This is a genomic window from Pseudomonas sp. AE27 (assembly GCF_037113495.1).
GTDB lineage: Bacteria > Pseudomonadota > Gammaproteobacteria > Pseudomonadales > Pseudomonadaceae > Aquipseudomonas > Aquipseudomonas palmensis.
This window is the reverse complement of the sequence record NZ_CP146966.1, coordinates 5,268,228-5,284,813: the sequence shown is the minus strand read 5'-3', so window position 1 is coordinate 5,284,813 and position 16,586 is coordinate 5,268,228. Positions and strand designations below refer to the sequence as shown.

Genomic DNA, 16,586 nt, shown 5'->3' with positions numbered 1-16,586 from the left:
GCCCGCGCCAACCTCCGTTGTGGCCAGACAGGGTATCCTGTGGCCTCAACGGAGGTTTTTTCATGCAGATCTATAAAGTCGGTGGTGCCGTGCGCGACCGCCTGCTGGGCAGGCCGGTCACCGATATCGACTGGGTGGTGGTGGGTGCGACGGTCGAGCAGATGCAGGCCCAGGGCTACCGTCCGGTGGGGGCCGACTTCCCCGTCTTCCTTCACCCTCACAGCGGTGAAGAATATGCACTGGCGCGTACGGAGCGCAAAAGCGGGCGCGGCTATGGCGGCTTCACCTTCCATGCCAGCCCCGAGGTCACACTGGAAGAAGACCTGGTGCGGCGCGACCTGACCATCAATGCAATGGCCGAGGACGAACAGGGCCGGATCACCGACCCGTACAAGGGCCAGCAGGATCTCCAAGACCGGATTTTACGCCACGTTTCCCCCGCGTTCGCCGAAGATCCCCTGCGTGTGCTGCGCGTAGCGCGTTTCGCTGCGCGCTATGCCGGGCTGGGTTTCCAGGTAGCCCCCGAAACCCTCGCACTGATGCGCGAGCTGAGCGAGTCGGGTGAACTGCAGGCCCTTACCGCCGAGCGCAGCTGGAAGGAAATCGCCCGCGCCCTGATGGAAGAGCAACCCCAGGTGTTCATTCAGGTGCTGCGTGATTGCGGGGCGCTGAAGCAGTTGATGCCCGAACTCGACGTGCTGTTCGGCGTTCCGCAACCTGCGGCGCATCATCCTGAAATCGACACCGGCGTGCATACCCTGTCGGTGCTGGAGCAGGCGGCCCGTCACAACCAGCCGCTGACGGTACGCTGGGCCTGCCTGCTGCATGACCTGGGCAAAGGCCTGACCCCCGAAGACGAATGGCCGCGGCATATCGCCCATGAGCACCGCGGGTTGAAGGCGATCAAGGCGGTCAACCAGCGCTTCAAGGTACCGCGCGACTGCCAGGAACTGGCCTTGCTGGTGGGCGAGTACCATACCCATGGCCACCGGGCCCTGGAGCTGAAGGCATCGACCTTGCTGGAGTTGCTGCAGCGCTTCGACGTGTACCGGCGCCCGCAACGCTTTGAAGAGTTCATCGCCGCGTGCGAGATGGACGCGCGCGGGCGACTGGGGTTGGAGGAGCGTGATTATCCACAGGCCGCCTACCTGCGTGGCGCAGCAGACGCCGCGCGGGCAGTGGCGGTGCAGCCACTGGTAGAGAAGGGCTTCACCGGCCAGGGCCTGGGCGAGGCGATCAAGCGCGAGCGGCTGAATGCGCTCAAGGCCTACAAGGAAAGCGCCAAACCCTGAATCGTTAGGCCGGCAAGGGCGGCGATTCCTGATTGCCGCCCCTGACCGTCAGTCCAGCGGCAGCGCCTTGCCATTCCAGGTGAATGGCACCGGTTCGAGTACCTGGTCGATCTGCGCCTGCTGCCACAACTGGGCCATGCTCTTGCCTGCTCCAGGGTGCACCAGTTCCGGCGCGATCAACGACAATGGCCACAAGACGAACGCATTCTTGAGAATTTCGGCCCTTGGCAACACCAGGCCGTCGAAACTGCCGTGCAGGTCACCATACATCAGCACGTCGATATCCAGCGGCAGCCCCTTGCGATCCGGAGCATAACGGCCGTTGTCGGCCTCGATGAACTTCAGGCGACGGTCCAGTTCAAGCAATGGCAGGTCGGTCAGGCCGGTGACCACCAGATTGAAAAACGGCCCGCTCTTGATGCCCACCGCCTGGCTTTCGAACACCGTCGAGCAGCGCATGTCCCTGAGCATCGCAGCCAGCGCATCGAGCCCGGCGCCGAGGTGCCGCTCGCGCTCGATGTTGCTGCCAAGGCCTAGGTATACCGGGGTCAGAGACATCCGCGCTCGATCTCCACGCCCACCCCGCTTGCCGCCGCGATGGCGCCAGGCTTGGTCAGCTTCAGTTGCAGCCAGGGAATCTGGAACTCGTCCATCAGCACCTTGGCCAGGCGTTCGGCGAACGTCTCGACCAGCTCATAGCTGGCCTGTTCGGCAAATGCCTGGATACGTGCCGTGACGCTGGCATAGTCCAGGGCCAGGCTCAGGTCGTCGCCGGCCGCCGCCGGGCGATTGTCCCAGGCGAACCGCAGGTCCAGGCGCAGGCACTGGCGAATACCGCGTTCCCAGTCATAGGCGCCGATCACGGTGTCGACTTCCAGCCCTTCGATGAACACTCTGTCCAAGCACTTCTCTCCACAGCACGACAAGGGCGCCTTGCGCCGCTAGAATCAGGGCGTCCTCGCCCGGAATAGTTAGCATGTTTTGGTTACTGGCGTCGCTCGCCTACCTGCTCGGCTCGCTGTCCTTCGCCATCGTTCTCAGCCGCCTGAGCGGCAGCCCCGACCCGCGTGCCTGCGGCTCAGGCAATGCCGGCGCCACCAACATGCTGCGTCTGGCAGGCCGCAAGCTGGCGATCCTGACCCTGCTTGGCGACCTGTGCAAGGGCCTGTTGCCCGTGCTGATCGCCAGCCTGGTCGGCCTCAACGAGCAGCAGCAGGCCTGGATAGGCCTGTGCGCGGTGGTCGGCCACCTGTTTCCGCTGTACTTCCGCTTTCGCGGCGGCAAGGGAGTGGCCACTGCCGCCGGCGTGCTGCTGGGGCTCTACCCCCCGGCCGCCCTGCTGGCCATCAGCGCATGGCTGCTGACCTTCTACCTGACCCGCACCAGCTCGCTGGCCGCCTTGATCGCAACGCCCCTGGCCCTGCCCCTGCTGGCCTGGCGCGAACCCGAGGCGCTGCTGCCGATGAGCGTGCTGACCGTGCTCATCGTATGGCGCCATCGCGGCAATCTACGCGACCTTTTTGCCGGGCGCGAACGGCATTTCTGAGGCGTTCACATGAGCGGCGCTCATGCTCACAGCCCCTGCAACTGCTCCATCGGCCAGCGTGCCTGCACGCTGATCGCCAGGGTTTCCCGCTGCCCGGCCGCCAGACGCTGGCACCCGGCATAGGCGATCATCGCGCCGTTGTCGGTGCAGAACTCGGGTCGCGCGTAGTACACATTGCCCTTGAGCCCGGCCAGCATCTCCTCCAGCGAGGCACGCAGGGCCTTGTTGGCACTCACCCCACCTGCGATCACCAGGCGCTTGAGCCCGGCCTGCTTGAGGGCGCGCTTGCACTTGATGGTCAAAGTCTCCACCACCGCCTGCTGGAACGCCAGAGCGATGTCGCAACGGGTCTGCTCGGTGTCGTCCCCGGTACGCTGGCACTGCTGCCAGGTGTTCAGGGCAAAGGTCTTCAGGCCGCTGAAGCTGAAATCCAGGCCCGGACGATCGGTCATCGGCCGCGGGAACACGAACCGACCCGGCACGCCCTGCAGCGCCAGGCGCGCGATCTCCGGGCCACCGGGATAGTTCAGGCCCATCATCTTGGCCGTCTTGTCAAACGCTTCGCCGGCCGCATCGTCGAGGGACTCGCCAAGCAGTTCGTACTGGCCGATGCCATCCACACGTACCAACTGCGTATGGCCGCCCGACACCAGCAAGGCGACGAACGGAAACTCCGGCGGTTGCGCCTCGAGCATCGGTGCCAGCAGGTGGCCCTCCATGTGGTGCACGCCCAGGGCCGGGATGCCCCAGGCAAAGGCCAGCGCCTGGGCGCACGAAGCACCCACCAGCAGCGCCCCGACCAGGCCAGGGCCTGCCGTGTAGGCGATGGCGTCGATCTCGGTGGCCACGCAGTCGGCCTCGGCCAGCACCTGGCGGATCAACGGCAGCATGCGCTTGACGTGATCACGCGAGGCCAGCTCCGGCACAACCCCGCCATACGCGCGGTGCAGGTCGATCTGACTGAACAGTGCATCGGCCAGCAGGCCGCGTTCGCTGTCGTATAATGCGACACCAGTTTCGTCGCAGGATGTTTCCAATCCCAGTACTAGCATGGGTTTGCGCCTTGTTGGGGCTGAATTCGAAGGCGCGCATGATAGTCCTCGCTCCCGGTGCCGACCAGCGGTTTTCGATCAGAGGCTTTGCATTCAGGCCAGCTAAGGGTTAACATCCGCAACCCTTAAAAACCGACGTTCTCCAGTGCACATATTTGCCACGAGTTCGTTGACCCCCGGTAATGAATGAAGGTAGCTCTGGATGCCAGCCGTCAAAGTTAAAGAGAACGAACCCTTCGACGTAGCTCTGCGTCGTTTCAAGCGCTCCTGCGAAAAAGCCGGTGTACTGGCTGAAGTTCGTAGCCGCGAATTTTACGAGAAGCCAACTTCCGAGCGTAAGCGCAAGGCAGCAGCCGCTGTCAAACGCCACGCCAAGAAAGTTCAGCGCGAACAGCGCCGCGCCGTTCGTCTGTACTGATACAGACGTTCGTCGCCAGCTTCTGCCATGCCCGGTGCAAGCCGGGCTGTCGGCAGTTGATGCTGTTTCCTCTGGCCTGGACCTTCGGGTCGAGCGCCTGAGATGCCCAAACTGCTATGCAGCAAGGGCAAGCCTGCCTTACACGTCAGACCTGGCCTAACCGCCAGCAGTGCACGTCACCCCTGACGAGCCTTCACCGGCTGCAGACGAGCACACCCCTTTCCTTTTTTGTGTCACGTCATTCGAGCTTGCATCGAATGCGTCGCTGTTCCCGCAGCATTAGCGATTACACTTGATTGTCGCCTGATGACGAGAGTGCCATGGCCGGGCTGATTCCCCAGAGTTTTATTGACGACCTCCTCAACCGCACCGACATCGTCGACGTGGTGAGTTCGCGTGTAAACCTGAAAAAGTCCGGCAAGAACCACACGGCCTGCTGCCCGTTCCACAAGGAGAAGACCCCCTCCTTCAGCGTCAGCCCCGACAAGCAGTTCTACTACTGCTTCGGTTGCGGCGCCGGCGGCAACGCCCTGGGCTTCATCATGGACCACGACAACCTGGACTTCCCCCAGGCTGTCGAAGAGCTGGCCAAGGCCGCCGGCATGGAAGTGCCGCGCGAAGAGAGCAGCCGCGGGCAAAAGCCCCGCCAGCCCACCGATTCGCCGCTGTACCCGCTGCTCGAAGCCGCTGCCGAGTTCTATCGCCAGGCCCTGAAGAACCACCCGACACGCCGCTCGGCCGTCGAATACCTCAAGGGCCGCGGCCTGTCCGGCGAAATCGCTCGCGACTTCGGCCTGGGCTTCGCGCCGCCGGGCTGGGACAACCTGTTCAAGCACCTGAGCAGCGACGCCCTGCAGCAAAAGGCCATGGTCGACGCCGGCCTGCTGATCGAGAATGCCGAGACCGGCAAGCGCTATGACCGCTTCCGCGACCGCGTGATGTTTCCCATCCGCGACAGCCGTGGCCGGGTCATCGCCTTCGGTGGGCGGGTGCTGGGCGACGACAAGCCCAAGTACCTGAACTCCCCCGAAACCCCTGTGTTCCACAAGGGCCAGGAGCTCTACGGGCTGTACGAGGCACGCAAGTTCAACCGCAACCTCGACGAGATCATCGTGGTCGAGGGCTACATGGACGTCATCGCCCTGGCCCAGCAAGGTTTGCGCAATGCCGTGGCCACCCTTGGCACCGCCACCAGCGAAGACCACCTCAAGCGCCTGTTCCGCGTGGTGCCCAGCGTGCTGTTCTGCTTCGACGGCGACCAGGCCGGCCGCAATGCCGCCTGGCGCGCCCTGGAAGCCACGCTGTCGAGCCTGCAGGACGGGCGCAAGGCGCGCTTTCTGTTCCTGCCCGAAGGCGAAGACCCGGACACCCTGGTGCGTGCCGAGGGCACCGACGCCTTCCGTGCGCGCATCAACCAGCATGCTCAGCCGCTGGCCGACTACTTCTTCCAGCAACTGACCGAAGAAGCCGACCCGCGGTCGCTCGAAGGCAAGGCGCACATGGTGACCCTGGCCGCGCCGTTGATCGACAAAGTGCCCGGTGCCAACCTCAAGGCCCTGATGCGCAACCGCCTGCGCGAAATAACCGGCCTGGACCTGCACCAGGTCGAACAGCTGGCCCACAGCGCCCCCAGCGAGGCGCCACCGGCGTACGACCCGGGCATCGACTACGATGCGATTCCCGACTACAGCCCGGATTACAGCGACTTCCACCAGCCCGAGCATTTCCAGCCGCAGCAGCAACAATGGACACCAAGCCAGGGCGGGCAGAAGAAGAAGTGGGAAGGCAAGCCCTGGGACAAGAAGGGCAAGCCGTGGGACAAGAACGGCAAACGCGACTTCCAGCCACCGCCGCGGGTGCCGACGTCGGTGGAACCGCCGACCTTGAGCGCCCTGCGCACCCTCATGCACCACCCACAACTGGCCAAGAAGGTCGAGGATGCCAGCCATTTCGCCGCTGAAGAGCATGTGTATGCCCAGCTGCTGGTGGCGTTGCTCGAAGCCTTGCAAAAGAATCCTGAGCTACGCTCCTTACAGCTGATCGCGCGTTGGCACGGCACCGAACAGGGCCGATTGTTGCGCGCATTGGCAGAAAAGGAATGGCTGATCGATGCCGATAACCTTGAACAACAGTTTTTCGACACCATAACTAGCTTGTCCGCTCGCCAACGCGAGCGCAGCCTGGAACATCTGCTCAGGAAAGCACGTCAAAGTGAGTTGAGCGCAGACGAGAAAAATCAGCTGCGTGACCTGTTAAGCCGGAATGTTCCCGCACAAACCCCGACCTCAACTGGCGCGTGAGGTCCTAGCTCGGGTATAATCCTCGGCTTGTTTTTTGCCCGCCAAGACCTTCAGTGGATAGGGTGTTATGTCCGGAAAAGCGCAACAGCAGTCTCGCATCAAAGAGTTGATCACCCGCGGTCGTGAGCAGGGCTACCTGACTTACGCGGAGGTCAACGACCACCTGCCAGAGGATATTTCAGATCCGGAGCAGGTGGAAGACATCATCCGCATGATCAACGACATGGGGATCAACGTATTCGAGAGTGCTCCGGATGCGGATGCCCTTTTGTTGGCCGAGGCCGATACCGACGAAGCCGCCGCCGAAGAAGCTGCCGCAGCGTTGGCGGCCGTGGAGACCGATATCGGTCGCACGACAGACCCGGTGCGCATGTACATGCGTGAAATGGGTACCGTCGAGCTTCTGACCCGCGAAGGCGAAATCGAAATCGCCAAGCGTATCGAAGAAGGTATCCGTGAAGTGATGGGCGCCATTGCGCACTTCCCGGGCACCGTCGACTACATCCTCGGCGAATACGACCGCGTCACCACCGAAGGTGGCCGTCTGTCCGACGTGCTCAGTGGCTACATCGACCCGGATGACGGCATCGCGCCGCCGGCCGAAGTACCGCCGCCTGTCGATCCGAAAGCCCCGGCCAAGGCCGATGCGGATGACGACGAGGAAGAAGAGAAGGAAGGCGCCAGCGATGAAGAGGACGAGGTCGAAAGCGGCCCCGATCCGGTCGTCGCCCAGCAGCGTTTCGGCGCTGTCGCCGACCAGCTGGAAGCAACCGCCAAGGTCCTGAAGAAGCACGGTCGCCACAGCAAGCAAGGCATTGCCGAGCTGCTGCAACTGGCCGAGCTGTTCATGCCGATCAAGCTGGTACCCAAGCAGTTCGAAGTACTGGTGGAGCGCGTGCGCAGCGCCCTGGAGCGCCTGCGCGCCCAGGAACGCGCCATCATGCAACTGTGTGTGCGTGATGCCCGCATGCCACGTGCCGACTTCCTGCGTCTGTTCCCGAGCAACGAAGTGGACACCACCTGGAGCGGCGATCTGTCCAAGCGCAGCGCCAAGTGGGCCGAAGCACTGGGCCGCCTGGACGCCGATATCGTGCGTTGCCAGCAAAAGCTGATCGACCTGCAGGAAGAGACCGGCCTGACGATCGCCGAGATCAAGGACATCAACCGTCGCATGTCGATCGGTGAGGCCAAGGCCCGCCGCGCGAAGAAAGAGATGGTCGAAGCCAACTTGCGTCTGGTGATCTCCATCGCCAAGAAGTACACCAACCGTGGCCTGCAATTCCTCGACCTGATCCAGGAAGGCAACATCGGCTTGATGAAAGCGGTGGACAAGTTCGAATACCGTCGTGGCTACAAGTTCTCGACCTATGCCACCTGGTGGATCCGTCAGGCGATCACTCGCTCGATCGCCGACCAGGCCCGCACCATCCGTATTCCGGTGCACATGATCGAGACGATCAACAAGCTCAACCGCATTTCCCGGCAGATGCTGCAGGAAATGGGTCGTGAACCGACCCCGGAAGAGCTGGGTGAGCGCATGGAGATGCCTGAGGACAAGATCCGCAAGGTACTGAAGATCGCCAAAGAGCCGATCTCCATGGAAACCCCGATCGGTGACGACGAAGATTCGCACCTGGGTGACTTCATCGAGGACTCGACCATGCAGTCGCCAATCGATGTGGCCACGGTCGAAAGCCTGAAGGAAGCGACCAGGGACGTGCTCTCCGGCCTGACCGCACGTGAAGCCAAGGTGCTGCGCATGCGTTTCGGTATCGACATGAACACTGACCACACGCTCGAAGAGGTAGGCAAGCAGTTTGACGTGACCCGCGAGCGGATCCGTCAGATCGAGGCCAAGGCGTTGCGCAAGCTGCGCCACCCGACGCGAAGCGAGCATCTGCGCTCCTTCCTCGACGAGTAATGACGAACCCCGGCAAATGCCGGGGTTTTTCTTTTTCAGGCCCTGACGTTTTAACCCCTGCGTTCTTCGCCCTTCGGTCAAACCCCCGTCTACACTCGAATCTATCCACTTGAATGACGAGGCCGCTATGCCCAGACTGCCGGCCCTCGTGCTGCCCCTCCTGCTGATGTGGAGTGCAGCGGCCGGCGCCTTGACCCTGAACGACGAAGAGAAAGCCTGGCTCAGTGCGCATCCGCAGCTGCGCCTGGGCGTCGACGCATCCTGGCCACCCTTCGAATACCGTGACCAGGACGGCAAGTACCAGGGATTGGCCGCCGACTACATTGCGTTGATCCAGGAGCGCCTGGGTGTTGTGTTCACGCCGATCGAGCCGAGCAGTTGGTCGGCCGTGCTCGAACAGGCCCGGCAGGGCCAGCTGGACCTGCTGCCCGGCATCATGTCCACCCCCGAACGCCAGGGCTACCTGGCCTTCACCCGCCCTTACCTCGACTTCCCCATCGTGATCCTGGCCCACGAAGGCGGGCCCAGGCCACGTGACCTCAAGGAGCTGTACGGCCTGAAAGTCGCCGTGGTGGAGAACTACGCCCCACACGAACTGCTGCGTACCCACCACCCCGACCTCAACCTGGTGGCGCTGCCCAATGTCAGCTCGGCGCTTCAGGCCCTGGCCACCGACGAAGTCGATGCTGTGGTCGGCGACCTCGCCTCCAGCGTCTGGAGCCTGCGCCAGCTAAAGCTCGAAGGGCTCTACGTCAGCGGCGAAACCCCTTACCGCTACCAGCTGGCCATGGCGGCCCCGCGCCAACAGAAGATGCTGATCGGCATCCTCGACAAGGTGATTGCCGACATGAGCCCGGCCGAGCTCAGTCATATCCAGGAGCGCTGGGTCGGCAAAGTGCTGGAAAACAGCAACCGCTGGCGCGACCTGCTGCTCTACGGCCTGCCCGGCATCCTGCTGCTGGTGGCGATACTGGCGGCGGTGATGCGCGTCAACCGCCGGCTAAGCTCGGAAATTTCCCGGCGCATAGCCCTGGAACAGGAGCTTCGCAGCAGCGAGTACCACTACCGCGGCCTGGTCGAGAGCCTCTCGGCGATTGCCTGGGAAGCCGATGCCAACAACTTCACCTACAGCTACGTCTCGCCCCACGCCGAAGACCTGCTCGGCTACCCGATCAGCCAATGGCTCAAGCCCGGCTTCTGGCGCGACATCCTGCACCCGGACGACGCCCTCTGGGCACAGGCCTACTGCGACAGCGAAACCGCCGCCGGCCGGGACCACAGCCTGGACTACCGGGTGATCCGCGCCGATGGCAGGGTGCTGTGGGTACGCGACATCGTCAGCCTGATCGAGCATGGGCACACCCCGGTGATGCGCGGGCTGATGATCGACATCAGCGAAACCAAGAACACCGAGCAGGCCCTGCGTCTGTCGGAGCAGAAGTTCGCCTCGGTGTTCCAGCAATGCCCCGACATCCTGCTGATCGCCCGGGTCAGCGATGGCTGCCTGCTGGAGGTCAACGAAGCCTTCGAGGACCAGATCGGCCTGAGCCAGGACCAGGTGATCGGCCGCACCGCCGCCGAGCTCAACCTGTGGGGCATCGAAGACCAGGGGCCAGCCCCGCTGCAGCGCCTGCAGGGCGGCAATATCCGCAACCTCGAAATGCCTTTTCGGCGCAGCAACGGCCAGCTGTTCACCGGGCTCACCTCGGCGGAGATCTTCGACCTGGACAGCACCCCGGCGCTGGTGGTGGCGGTGCGCGACATCAGCCAGCTCAAACAGACCCAGGAGCAACTGCAGACCTCCGAAGAAAAGTTCGCCAAGGCCTTCCACGCCTCGCCTGACGGCCTGCTGCTGTCGCGCCAGAGCGACGGGCTGCTGATCGAGGTCAACGACGGGTTCTGCCGCATCACCGGCTTCGATAGCCAGGTACTGGACCACAGCACCCTGGAGCTGGGCATCTGGGTAGACCTCAACGAGCGCCGGCAACTGCTCGAGCTGCTGAACCGAAACGGCTTCGTACGCGACTTCAGCTGCCACATCCGCCGCGCCGACGGGCAGATCCGCCTGTGCGAAGTCTCGGCGCGGCCGCTGCCGATTGCCGGCGTGGACTGCATGCTGACCATCGCCCGCGACATCACCGAGCGCCATCTGATGCAGGAAAAACTGCAACTGGCGGCCACTGTGTTCGAAAACACGGCCGAAGGCGTACTGATCACCGACATCGACCAGCACATCAGTGCGGTCAACCGCGCGTTCAGCGAAATCACCGGCTACAGCGAGTTCGAAGCGCTGGGCCAGACCCCGCGCCTGCTCGCCTCGGGCCAGCACGACAGCGCCTTCTACGCCGCCCTGTGGCACCAGCTGACCGCCGAGGGCCACTGGCAGGGCGAAATCCAGAACCGGCGCAAGAGCGGCGAGCTCTACCCTGCGTGGCTGACAATCAGCGCCGTGCGCAATCACGAGCGTGAGATCACCCACTTCGTCGCCGTGTTCGCCGACATCTCCAGCCTCAAGCATGCCCAGGCCGAGCTCGACTACCAGGCCCACCACGATCCCCTCACCGGCCTGCCCAACCGCACCCTGTTCGAAAGCCGGCTGCAGGCCGCCCTCAGCAGCCCGCAGCCTTCGGGTCGCCAGGGCGCGGTACTGTTCCTCGACCTGGACCGCTTCAAGCACATCAACGACAGCCTCGGCCACCCGGTCGGCGACCTGCTGCTCAAGGCAATCGCGCAGCGCCTGAAAGAACAGGTGCGCGACAACGACACCGTGGCACGCCTGGGCGGGGACGAATTCATCATCCTGCTGCCCGGCCTGCACCAGCCAAGCGATGCCGAGCATATCGCCAACAAGCTACTGGCCTGCTTTGGCGCGCCGTTCCAGGCCGGCGAACACGAGTTCTTCACCAGTGCCAGTATCGGCACCAGCCTGTACCCCCAGGACGGCACCGACGTGGCCTCGTTGATCCGCAACGCCGATGCGGCCATGTACCGCTCCAAGGCCAAGGGGCGCAACCGGGTCGAGAGCTACACCCGCGATCTGACCGCCCAGGCCGCCGAGCGCATCGCGCTGGAGCACGAACTGCGCCGCGCCATCGAGCGCAAGGAACTGAGCCTGAGCTACCAGCCCAAGTTCAGCCTCAAGACCCAGAGCCTGGTGGGCGCCGAGGCACTGATTCGCTGGCGCCACCCGACCTTCGGCGACGTACCGCCGGAGCACTTCATCTCGCTGGCTGAAGAAAATGGCATGATTCTGCAGCTGGGCGACTGGGTGTTGGAGCAGGCGTGCCGGCAGATGCAAGCGTGGAAGCACAGCTACCTTGCGTTCGGGCCGCTGTCGGTCAACCTGGCGGGCGCGCAGTTGCGTCAGCCGTTGCTGGTACAGCGCATCGAGCAATTGCTGCGCACTCACCAGCTCAAGGCGGGTGACCTGCAGCTGGAGATCACCGAGAACTTCATCATGAGCCAGGCCGAGGAGGCGCTGGCCATCCTGCACCAGCTCAAGCGCATCGGTGTACAACTGGCCATCGACGACTTCGGCACCGGCTACTCCTCGCTCAGTTACCTCAAACGCCTGCCTCTGGACATCCTCAAGATCGACCAGTCGTTCATCCGCGGCCTGCCGGATGACCCGCACGATGCGGCGATTGCGCGGGCGATCATTGCGCTGGGGCGCAGCATGCAGCTGACCATCATCGCCGAGGGCGTGGAGAACCAGGCGCAGCAGCAATTTCTGGCGGCCGAAGGTTGCGAACAGATCCAGGGCTACATCGTCAGCCTGCCGCTGGCGGCGCCTGAATTCGCCGCGACCTTTCTACGCCGGGCAGTTTCGGATCTTTCGGATAGCACAGCCTCGAAACCCTCGCTATAATCCGCGACCACTGGGGCCTATAGCTCAGTTGGTTAGAGCAGAGGACTCATAATCCTTTGGTCCACGGTTCAAGTCCGTGTGGGCCCACCATACTCAAAGCCGCGCATTGCGCGGCTTTTGCGTTTTTGGCGGGATCGCCTCAGATACGCAGTGCTCATTTGCAACTCGTAAACACGAGTGCGAGCCGGGTCCTTTCCTCATCCGTTTTTGTGGGGCCGGCATCGCCTACGCCGCCCGGCCTGACTTTTGCTCGACGACTATTCGCACACAATCTACTCGTCAGCCGGCTCGAAGCGCTCGCCGCGAAACACCCGACGTGGATTGCCACGCTCGATGCGGTGATGGAACAACCGCCGCTCCGCGCGCAGTTCGCTGTCGACCTGCTCTGCCTGTTGCGCCAGGCGTTGCCCGATGAGCAGCAGCGCCAAGCGTCTGTTGGCGTGCTGGCTACGCTCGCTCTGTACCTTGACGCTGACGCCGCTGGCCAGGTGCGTGGCGCGCACTGCCGAGTCGGTGGTGTTGACATGCTGACCACCCGGCCCGGACGAACGCAAGGTCTCGAAGTGGATCTCGCTCGCCAATTCCGGTGCCGGTGGCGCAAACCGTGCGCCACCAAAGAACCAGTTCTTGCGAGCATGCCCCGGCCGGTACGGACTGCTGCACGTCCATTGCAGCGAGCCCGTCCAGTGATCCGCCAGGCGCTCGGCCTGCTCGCCATCCAGTGCCAGCAACACCGAGCGCAAGGTACCGCGCCGCGACCCCGGCTCTTCTTCGAGTATCCGTACCGCCACGGCCTGGGCATCCGCTTCGGCCTGCAGCCTGAGCAATGCCTTGGCCACTGCCAGGGCACATTCTTCCGGCCCCTGAGCCGCCGAGAGTTGCAGCAGGATCATCAGCAGCACCCTCCGCGCGTCTTGTAGGTCAGCACCGGTTTCAGTCGTGCCAGCACGCGAACCAACCCCGCTTCACGCAAGGCACCCACCACCGAGTCGATAGCCTTGTAGGCCTCCGGCGCTTCCTCGTAGATCAGCGCCCGGTCGGCGCAGATCACGCGGCTGCCTAGTGCCGTACGACTCAGTTGCTCGACGCTGTAGCGCGAGGCGAGGCGGTCCTTGCACTCGCTGCGCATCCATTTGCGTCCGGCGCCATGGGCCAGGGACAACAGGCTGCGCTCGTCGGCGATCGGCTGTACCAAGTAGCTGTAGTCGCCGCGCGAACCAGGGATCACCACCGCCCCCTGATCCGACGGTGTGGCGCCTTTGCGATGCAGCCAACCATCGAGCCCGTCGACCTGCGCTGGCGACACCAGGTTGTGGTTGATGTCGAGCAGTACATCGCCATCGGCACGCAAGCGGTCGAGCATGCGCCGGGCAATCAACTGACGGTTGGCTTCGGCAAAACGCAGCGCGCCGTCGTGCCGGCCCAGGTAATGAGTGCTGGCCTCGCTGCCCGCCTCCAGTCCGTGATGACCGAACAGGTCGACCTGCTCACGCAAGATCGCCTCGCCCAAACCACGCGAGCCGCTGTGCACCAGCAACAGCAGGTGTTTGCGCTCGATGCCCAAGGCTGCCAGGGCCGCATCGTCGTAGCTTTCATCGAGTTGCTGCAGCTCGGCGAAGTGGTTCCCACCACCAATGGTGCCTAGAGAACGCTCGTGCCCCGTGGCAGGCAAACCGAAGCTGGCAACGGCCTCCTGCCACGTCTCGTCGAGCGGCGGGTCGAGGTTGCCAAGGCGTTTCTCCAGCTTGTCCAGATGCAGCTTGGCGGTCGGGATGTCCGTACGCCACAGCGCCATGCCACAGCCGATGTCATTGCCGACCAGCGCCGGGTACAAACGCCCCACGGAAAAGAATGCCGCGCCGACCGGATAGCCACGCCCCGGATGCAGGTCCGGCATGCCGGCCACCCGATGCATGCCCCCTAGGCGAGCGGTGGTTTCGAGTTGTTGGATCGCTTTTCCTTCGATCCAGGTGTCGTCCGCGGCGACCAATACGGCGCCGTCGGACAAATTGCGAATGCAAGTGCCCATAGTCCAATCCTGATGGGTTGAAACAAAAAGATGTTCGGATTGGCAGGCCAGAGGCCGGGCGTTGCGGTACCGCTAACGAGTAGCGGCGAATGCGTTCAAGCCAGGCGCGACCTGCAAAGGGTGATCAACTGTTGCATGATGTACCTCCTTTGCTGTCGGGTGAGAGAAGGCGGGCATCTTAGGTGTGTAATTGCCACCCTGCAACAACCTTGATCACATTTTTACCAGGAGAACAACGTCATGGCCGCAAAACCTGACCGCTCCGCGGTACAAAAAACATACCCTGGCGGTACAGTGCCCAGCTTCCAACCATTTCGCCAATTACGCTAAACACTAGTCCTTGTGGGCCCACCATACTCAAAGCCGCGCATTGCGTTTCCGGCCCTCAGAGCTTCACAATCACATCCCCAAACTGGCCGCATACACCCCCGGCGTCTTCCCATAGTGGCGCTGAAACAACCCGATAAACGCCGACACCGAGTCATACCCCAGTTCATTCGCCAGCCGAGTCACGCTCATGCCCTGCGCCAGCAACGGCAATGCGGCCAGCAAGCGCAGGCGCTGGCGCCATTCACGGAATGAAAGCTGGGTCTGCGCCTGAAACAGGCGCACCAGGGTGCGCCGCGATGCCCCCACCTGCTGCGCCCATTGCTCGATGGTGCGGTTGTCCCCAGGCTCGGCCTGCAGTGCATCGGTGATCCGGCGCAGGCGCGGGTCGCTGGGCAGCGGCAGACTGAACGGTGCTTCGGCCAGCCCCTGCAACTCGTCCACCAGCACCTGCAGCAGGCGCGCCTGCGGCCCGTCGTCAGGGTAGTCGGCGGGAAAGTGGCTGACCCGTTCGATCAGCTCGCGCACCAGCGGCGTCACCTGCAGTACCGCGCAGTCACGGCGAGCGCCCGGCAGCACCGCGGCATCCAGGTACAGCCCGCGAAACGCCAGCGCCTGCTCACTGAACGCCGTGTGCTGCACCCCTGGCGGAATCCACAACGCGCACTGCGGCGGCAGCAGATAGCTGTGGCGCTCGGTCAGCACCTGCATGATCCCGGCGCTGGCATAGGTGAACTGCACCCAGTCATGGCTGTGCATCTGCACTTCATAACCTGCCGGTATACCGAACATGCGCCGCTGCACCGGGCGCGAAAGCGCCAGCGGTACGGGCGGCACCTGCGGTATCTGTCCCGCTTGCGGCATCAGCTGTCCCCTTTGCTCAAGTGAGCCAAAAGTGCCGATGGTAGCCTGCGCCGCGACCCGTTGCACAACCTGATCGGAGACTTGTCGATGAGCACCCATGTACGTCAAAACCGCCTGACCATTCCCGCCATCCAGCAGCGCAAGGGCGCCGGCAGCCTGGTGGTGCTGACCGCCTACAGCCTGCCCATGGCCCGCTGGGTGGATGCCCATGCCGACCTGATCATCGTCGGCGATTCGGTGGGCATGGTGCTGTACGGCATGCCCAGCACCCTGGGCGTGACCCTGGACATGATGATTGCCCATGGCCAGGCGGTGATGCGCGGGGCAGAGCGCGCCTGCGTGGTGGTCGACCTGCCGTTCGGCTGCTATCAGGCCTCGCCGGAGCAGGCATTTGTCAGCGCCGCCCGGGTGCTGCGCGAAACCGGCGCACAGGGCGTCAAGCTCGAAGGCGGCGCCGAAATGGCCCACACCGTCGAATTTCTGGTGCGCCGTGGCATTCCGGTGATGGCGCACGTGGGCCTGATGCCGCAGCAGGTCAACAGCATGGGCGGCTTCAAGGCCCAGGGGCGGGATGAACAAAGTGCAACCAAGGTGCGCGACGATGCCTTGGCCATGCAGGCGGCGGGTGCGTTCTCGGTGGTGCTCGAGGGCATCGCCGAGCCGCTGGCCCGCAGCCTGAGCGAAGCGTTGCACATCCCCACCATCGGCATTGGCGCATCCCCTGCGTGCGATGGGCAGGTGCTGGTGACCGAGGACCTGCTGGGCCTGTTCGGCGAGTACCAGCCGCGCTTCGTCAAACGCTATGCCGAGCTGCAACCGCAGATCGAACAGGCACTGGAGCACTACGCCCGCGAGGTGCGCAGCGGCGAGTTCCCTGGGCTGGAGCACTGCTTCAAGGCCGCGCCCTGATAGCACCAGCGTGGACAGTGGGTCGATTAGCTGCCTTAATCGGCCCACTTCCCAAGCGAA

Annotated in this window: 13 protein-coding genes and 1 tRNA gene; 8 read left to right on the top strand and 6 right to left on the bottom strand. The window is 63.7% G+C overall.

Annotated features, from left to right (window positions below):
• Window positions 1-62: 62 nt before the first annotated feature.
• Window positions 63-1,292, top strand: a complete 1,230-nt coding sequence (locus V9K84_RS24185; RefSeq protein WP_088514298.1) for a multifunctional CCA addition/repair protein — start codon at window positions 63-65, stop codon at window positions 1,290-1,292.
• Window positions 1,293-1,340: 48 nt separating this feature from the next.
• Here V9K84_RS24185 and folK read toward each other — a convergent pair whose 3' ends face one another.
• Together folK and folB are read right to left on the bottom strand one after the other, a co-directional pair.
• A complete protein-coding gene (gene folK / locus V9K84_RS24180; protein WP_043863747.1) occupies window positions 1,341-1,850 on the bottom strand; it encodes a 2-amino-4-hydroxy-6-hydroxymethyldihydropteridine diphosphokinase in 510 nt (169 codons plus the stop codon).
• The gene (gene folB, locus V9K84_RS24175; protein ID WP_043863746.1) at window positions 1,841-2,194 is read right to left on the bottom strand and encodes a dihydroneopterin aldolase; all 354 of its coding nucleotides are present in this window, start codon (window positions 2,192-2,194) and stop codon (window positions 1,841-1,843) included. Before folB ends, folK begins: the two co-directional genes overlap by 10 nt.
• 74 nt (window positions 2,195-2,268) lie before the next feature.
• Here folB and plsY point away from each other — a divergent pair, with 74 nt between their 5' ends.
• Window positions 2,269-2,838: a glycerol-3-phosphate 1-O-acyltransferase PlsY gene (gene plsY / locus V9K84_RS24170; protein ID WP_043863745.1), complete on the top strand. Its 570-nt coding sequence runs from the start codon at window positions 2,269-2,271 to the stop codon at window positions 2,836-2,838.
• 26 nt (window positions 2,839-2,864) lie between these two features.
• Here plsY and tsaD read toward each other — a convergent pair whose 3' ends face one another.
• Window positions 2,865-3,890: a tRNA (adenosine(37)-N6)-threonylcarbamoyltransferase complex transferase subunit TsaD gene (gene tsaD, locus V9K84_RS24165; protein WP_054915962.1), complete on the bottom strand. Its 1,026-nt coding sequence runs from the start codon at window positions 3,888-3,890 to the stop codon at window positions 2,865-2,867.
• Between the two features lie 202 nt (window positions 3,891-4,092).
• Between tsaD and rpsU the strand changes: the two genes are divergently transcribed.
• The 5 genes from rpsU (at window position 4,093) to V9K84_RS24140 (ending at window position 12,487) form a co-directional block, all read left to right on the top strand.
• Window positions 4,093-4,308 carry a 30S ribosomal protein S21 gene (rpsU, locus tag V9K84_RS24160; RefSeq protein ID WP_002551877.1) on the top strand — a complete coding sequence of 72 codons (216 nt, stop codon included), beginning with the start codon at window positions 4,093-4,095 and terminating at the stop codon, window positions 4,306-4,308.
• Window positions 4,309-4,628: 320 nt separating this feature from the next.
• Complete coding sequence (dnaG, locus tag V9K84_RS24155; protein WP_043863743.1) at window positions 4,629-6,608, top strand: DNA primase; 1,980 nt, start codon at window positions 4,629-4,631, stop codon at window positions 6,606-6,608.
• Between the two features lie 67 nt (window positions 6,609-6,675).
• Window positions 6,676-8,529 (top strand): RNA polymerase sigma factor RpoD, encoded by a 1,854-nt coding sequence (gene rpoD, locus V9K84_RS24150; RefSeq protein ID WP_043863742.1) that lies wholly within the window; start codon window positions 6,676-6,678, stop codon window positions 8,527-8,529.
• Between the two features lie 127 nt (window positions 8,530-8,656).
• Window positions 8,657-12,397 carry a bifunctional diguanylate cyclase/phosphodiesterase gene (locus V9K84_RS24145; RefSeq protein WP_043863741.1) on the top strand — a complete coding sequence of 1,247 codons (3,741 nt, stop codon included), beginning with the start codon at window positions 8,657-8,659 and terminating at the stop codon, window positions 12,395-12,397.
• Window positions 12,398-12,410: 13 nt separating this feature from the next.
• Window positions 12,411-12,487, top strand: a tRNA-Ile gene (locus tag V9K84_RS24140).
• A 182-nt stretch (window positions 12,488-12,669) separates the two neighbouring features.
• Here the strand turns inward: V9K84_RS24140 and prfH are convergent.
• From prfH to V9K84_RS24125, 3 genes are all read right to left on the bottom strand, one after another.
• Window positions 12,670-13,290 carry a peptide chain release factor H gene (gene prfH, locus V9K84_RS24135; protein WP_088514311.1) on the bottom strand — a complete coding sequence of 207 codons (621 nt, stop codon included), beginning with the start codon at window positions 13,288-13,290 and terminating at the stop codon, window positions 12,670-12,672.
• Window positions 13,290-14,426: an RNA ligase RtcB family protein gene (locus tag V9K84_RS24130; protein WP_088514297.1), complete on the bottom strand. Its 1,137-nt coding sequence runs from the start codon at window positions 14,424-14,426 to the stop codon at window positions 13,290-13,292. Before V9K84_RS24130 ends, prfH begins: the two co-directional genes overlap by 1 nt.
• A 399-nt stretch (window positions 14,427-14,825) precedes the next feature.
• Complete coding sequence (locus V9K84_RS24125; RefSeq protein ID WP_088514296.1) at window positions 14,826-15,617, bottom strand: helix-turn-helix transcriptional regulator; 792 nt, start codon at window positions 15,615-15,617, stop codon at window positions 14,826-14,828.
• Between the two features lie 87 nt (window positions 15,618-15,704).
• Between V9K84_RS24125 and panB the strand changes: the two genes are divergently transcribed.
• Window positions 15,705-16,526: a 3-methyl-2-oxobutanoate hydroxymethyltransferase gene (gene panB / locus V9K84_RS24120; RefSeq protein ID WP_088514295.1), complete on the top strand. Its 822-nt coding sequence runs from the start codon at window positions 15,705-15,707 to the stop codon at window positions 16,524-16,526.
• The last annotated feature ends 60 nt before the right edge of the window (window positions 16,527-16,586 follow it).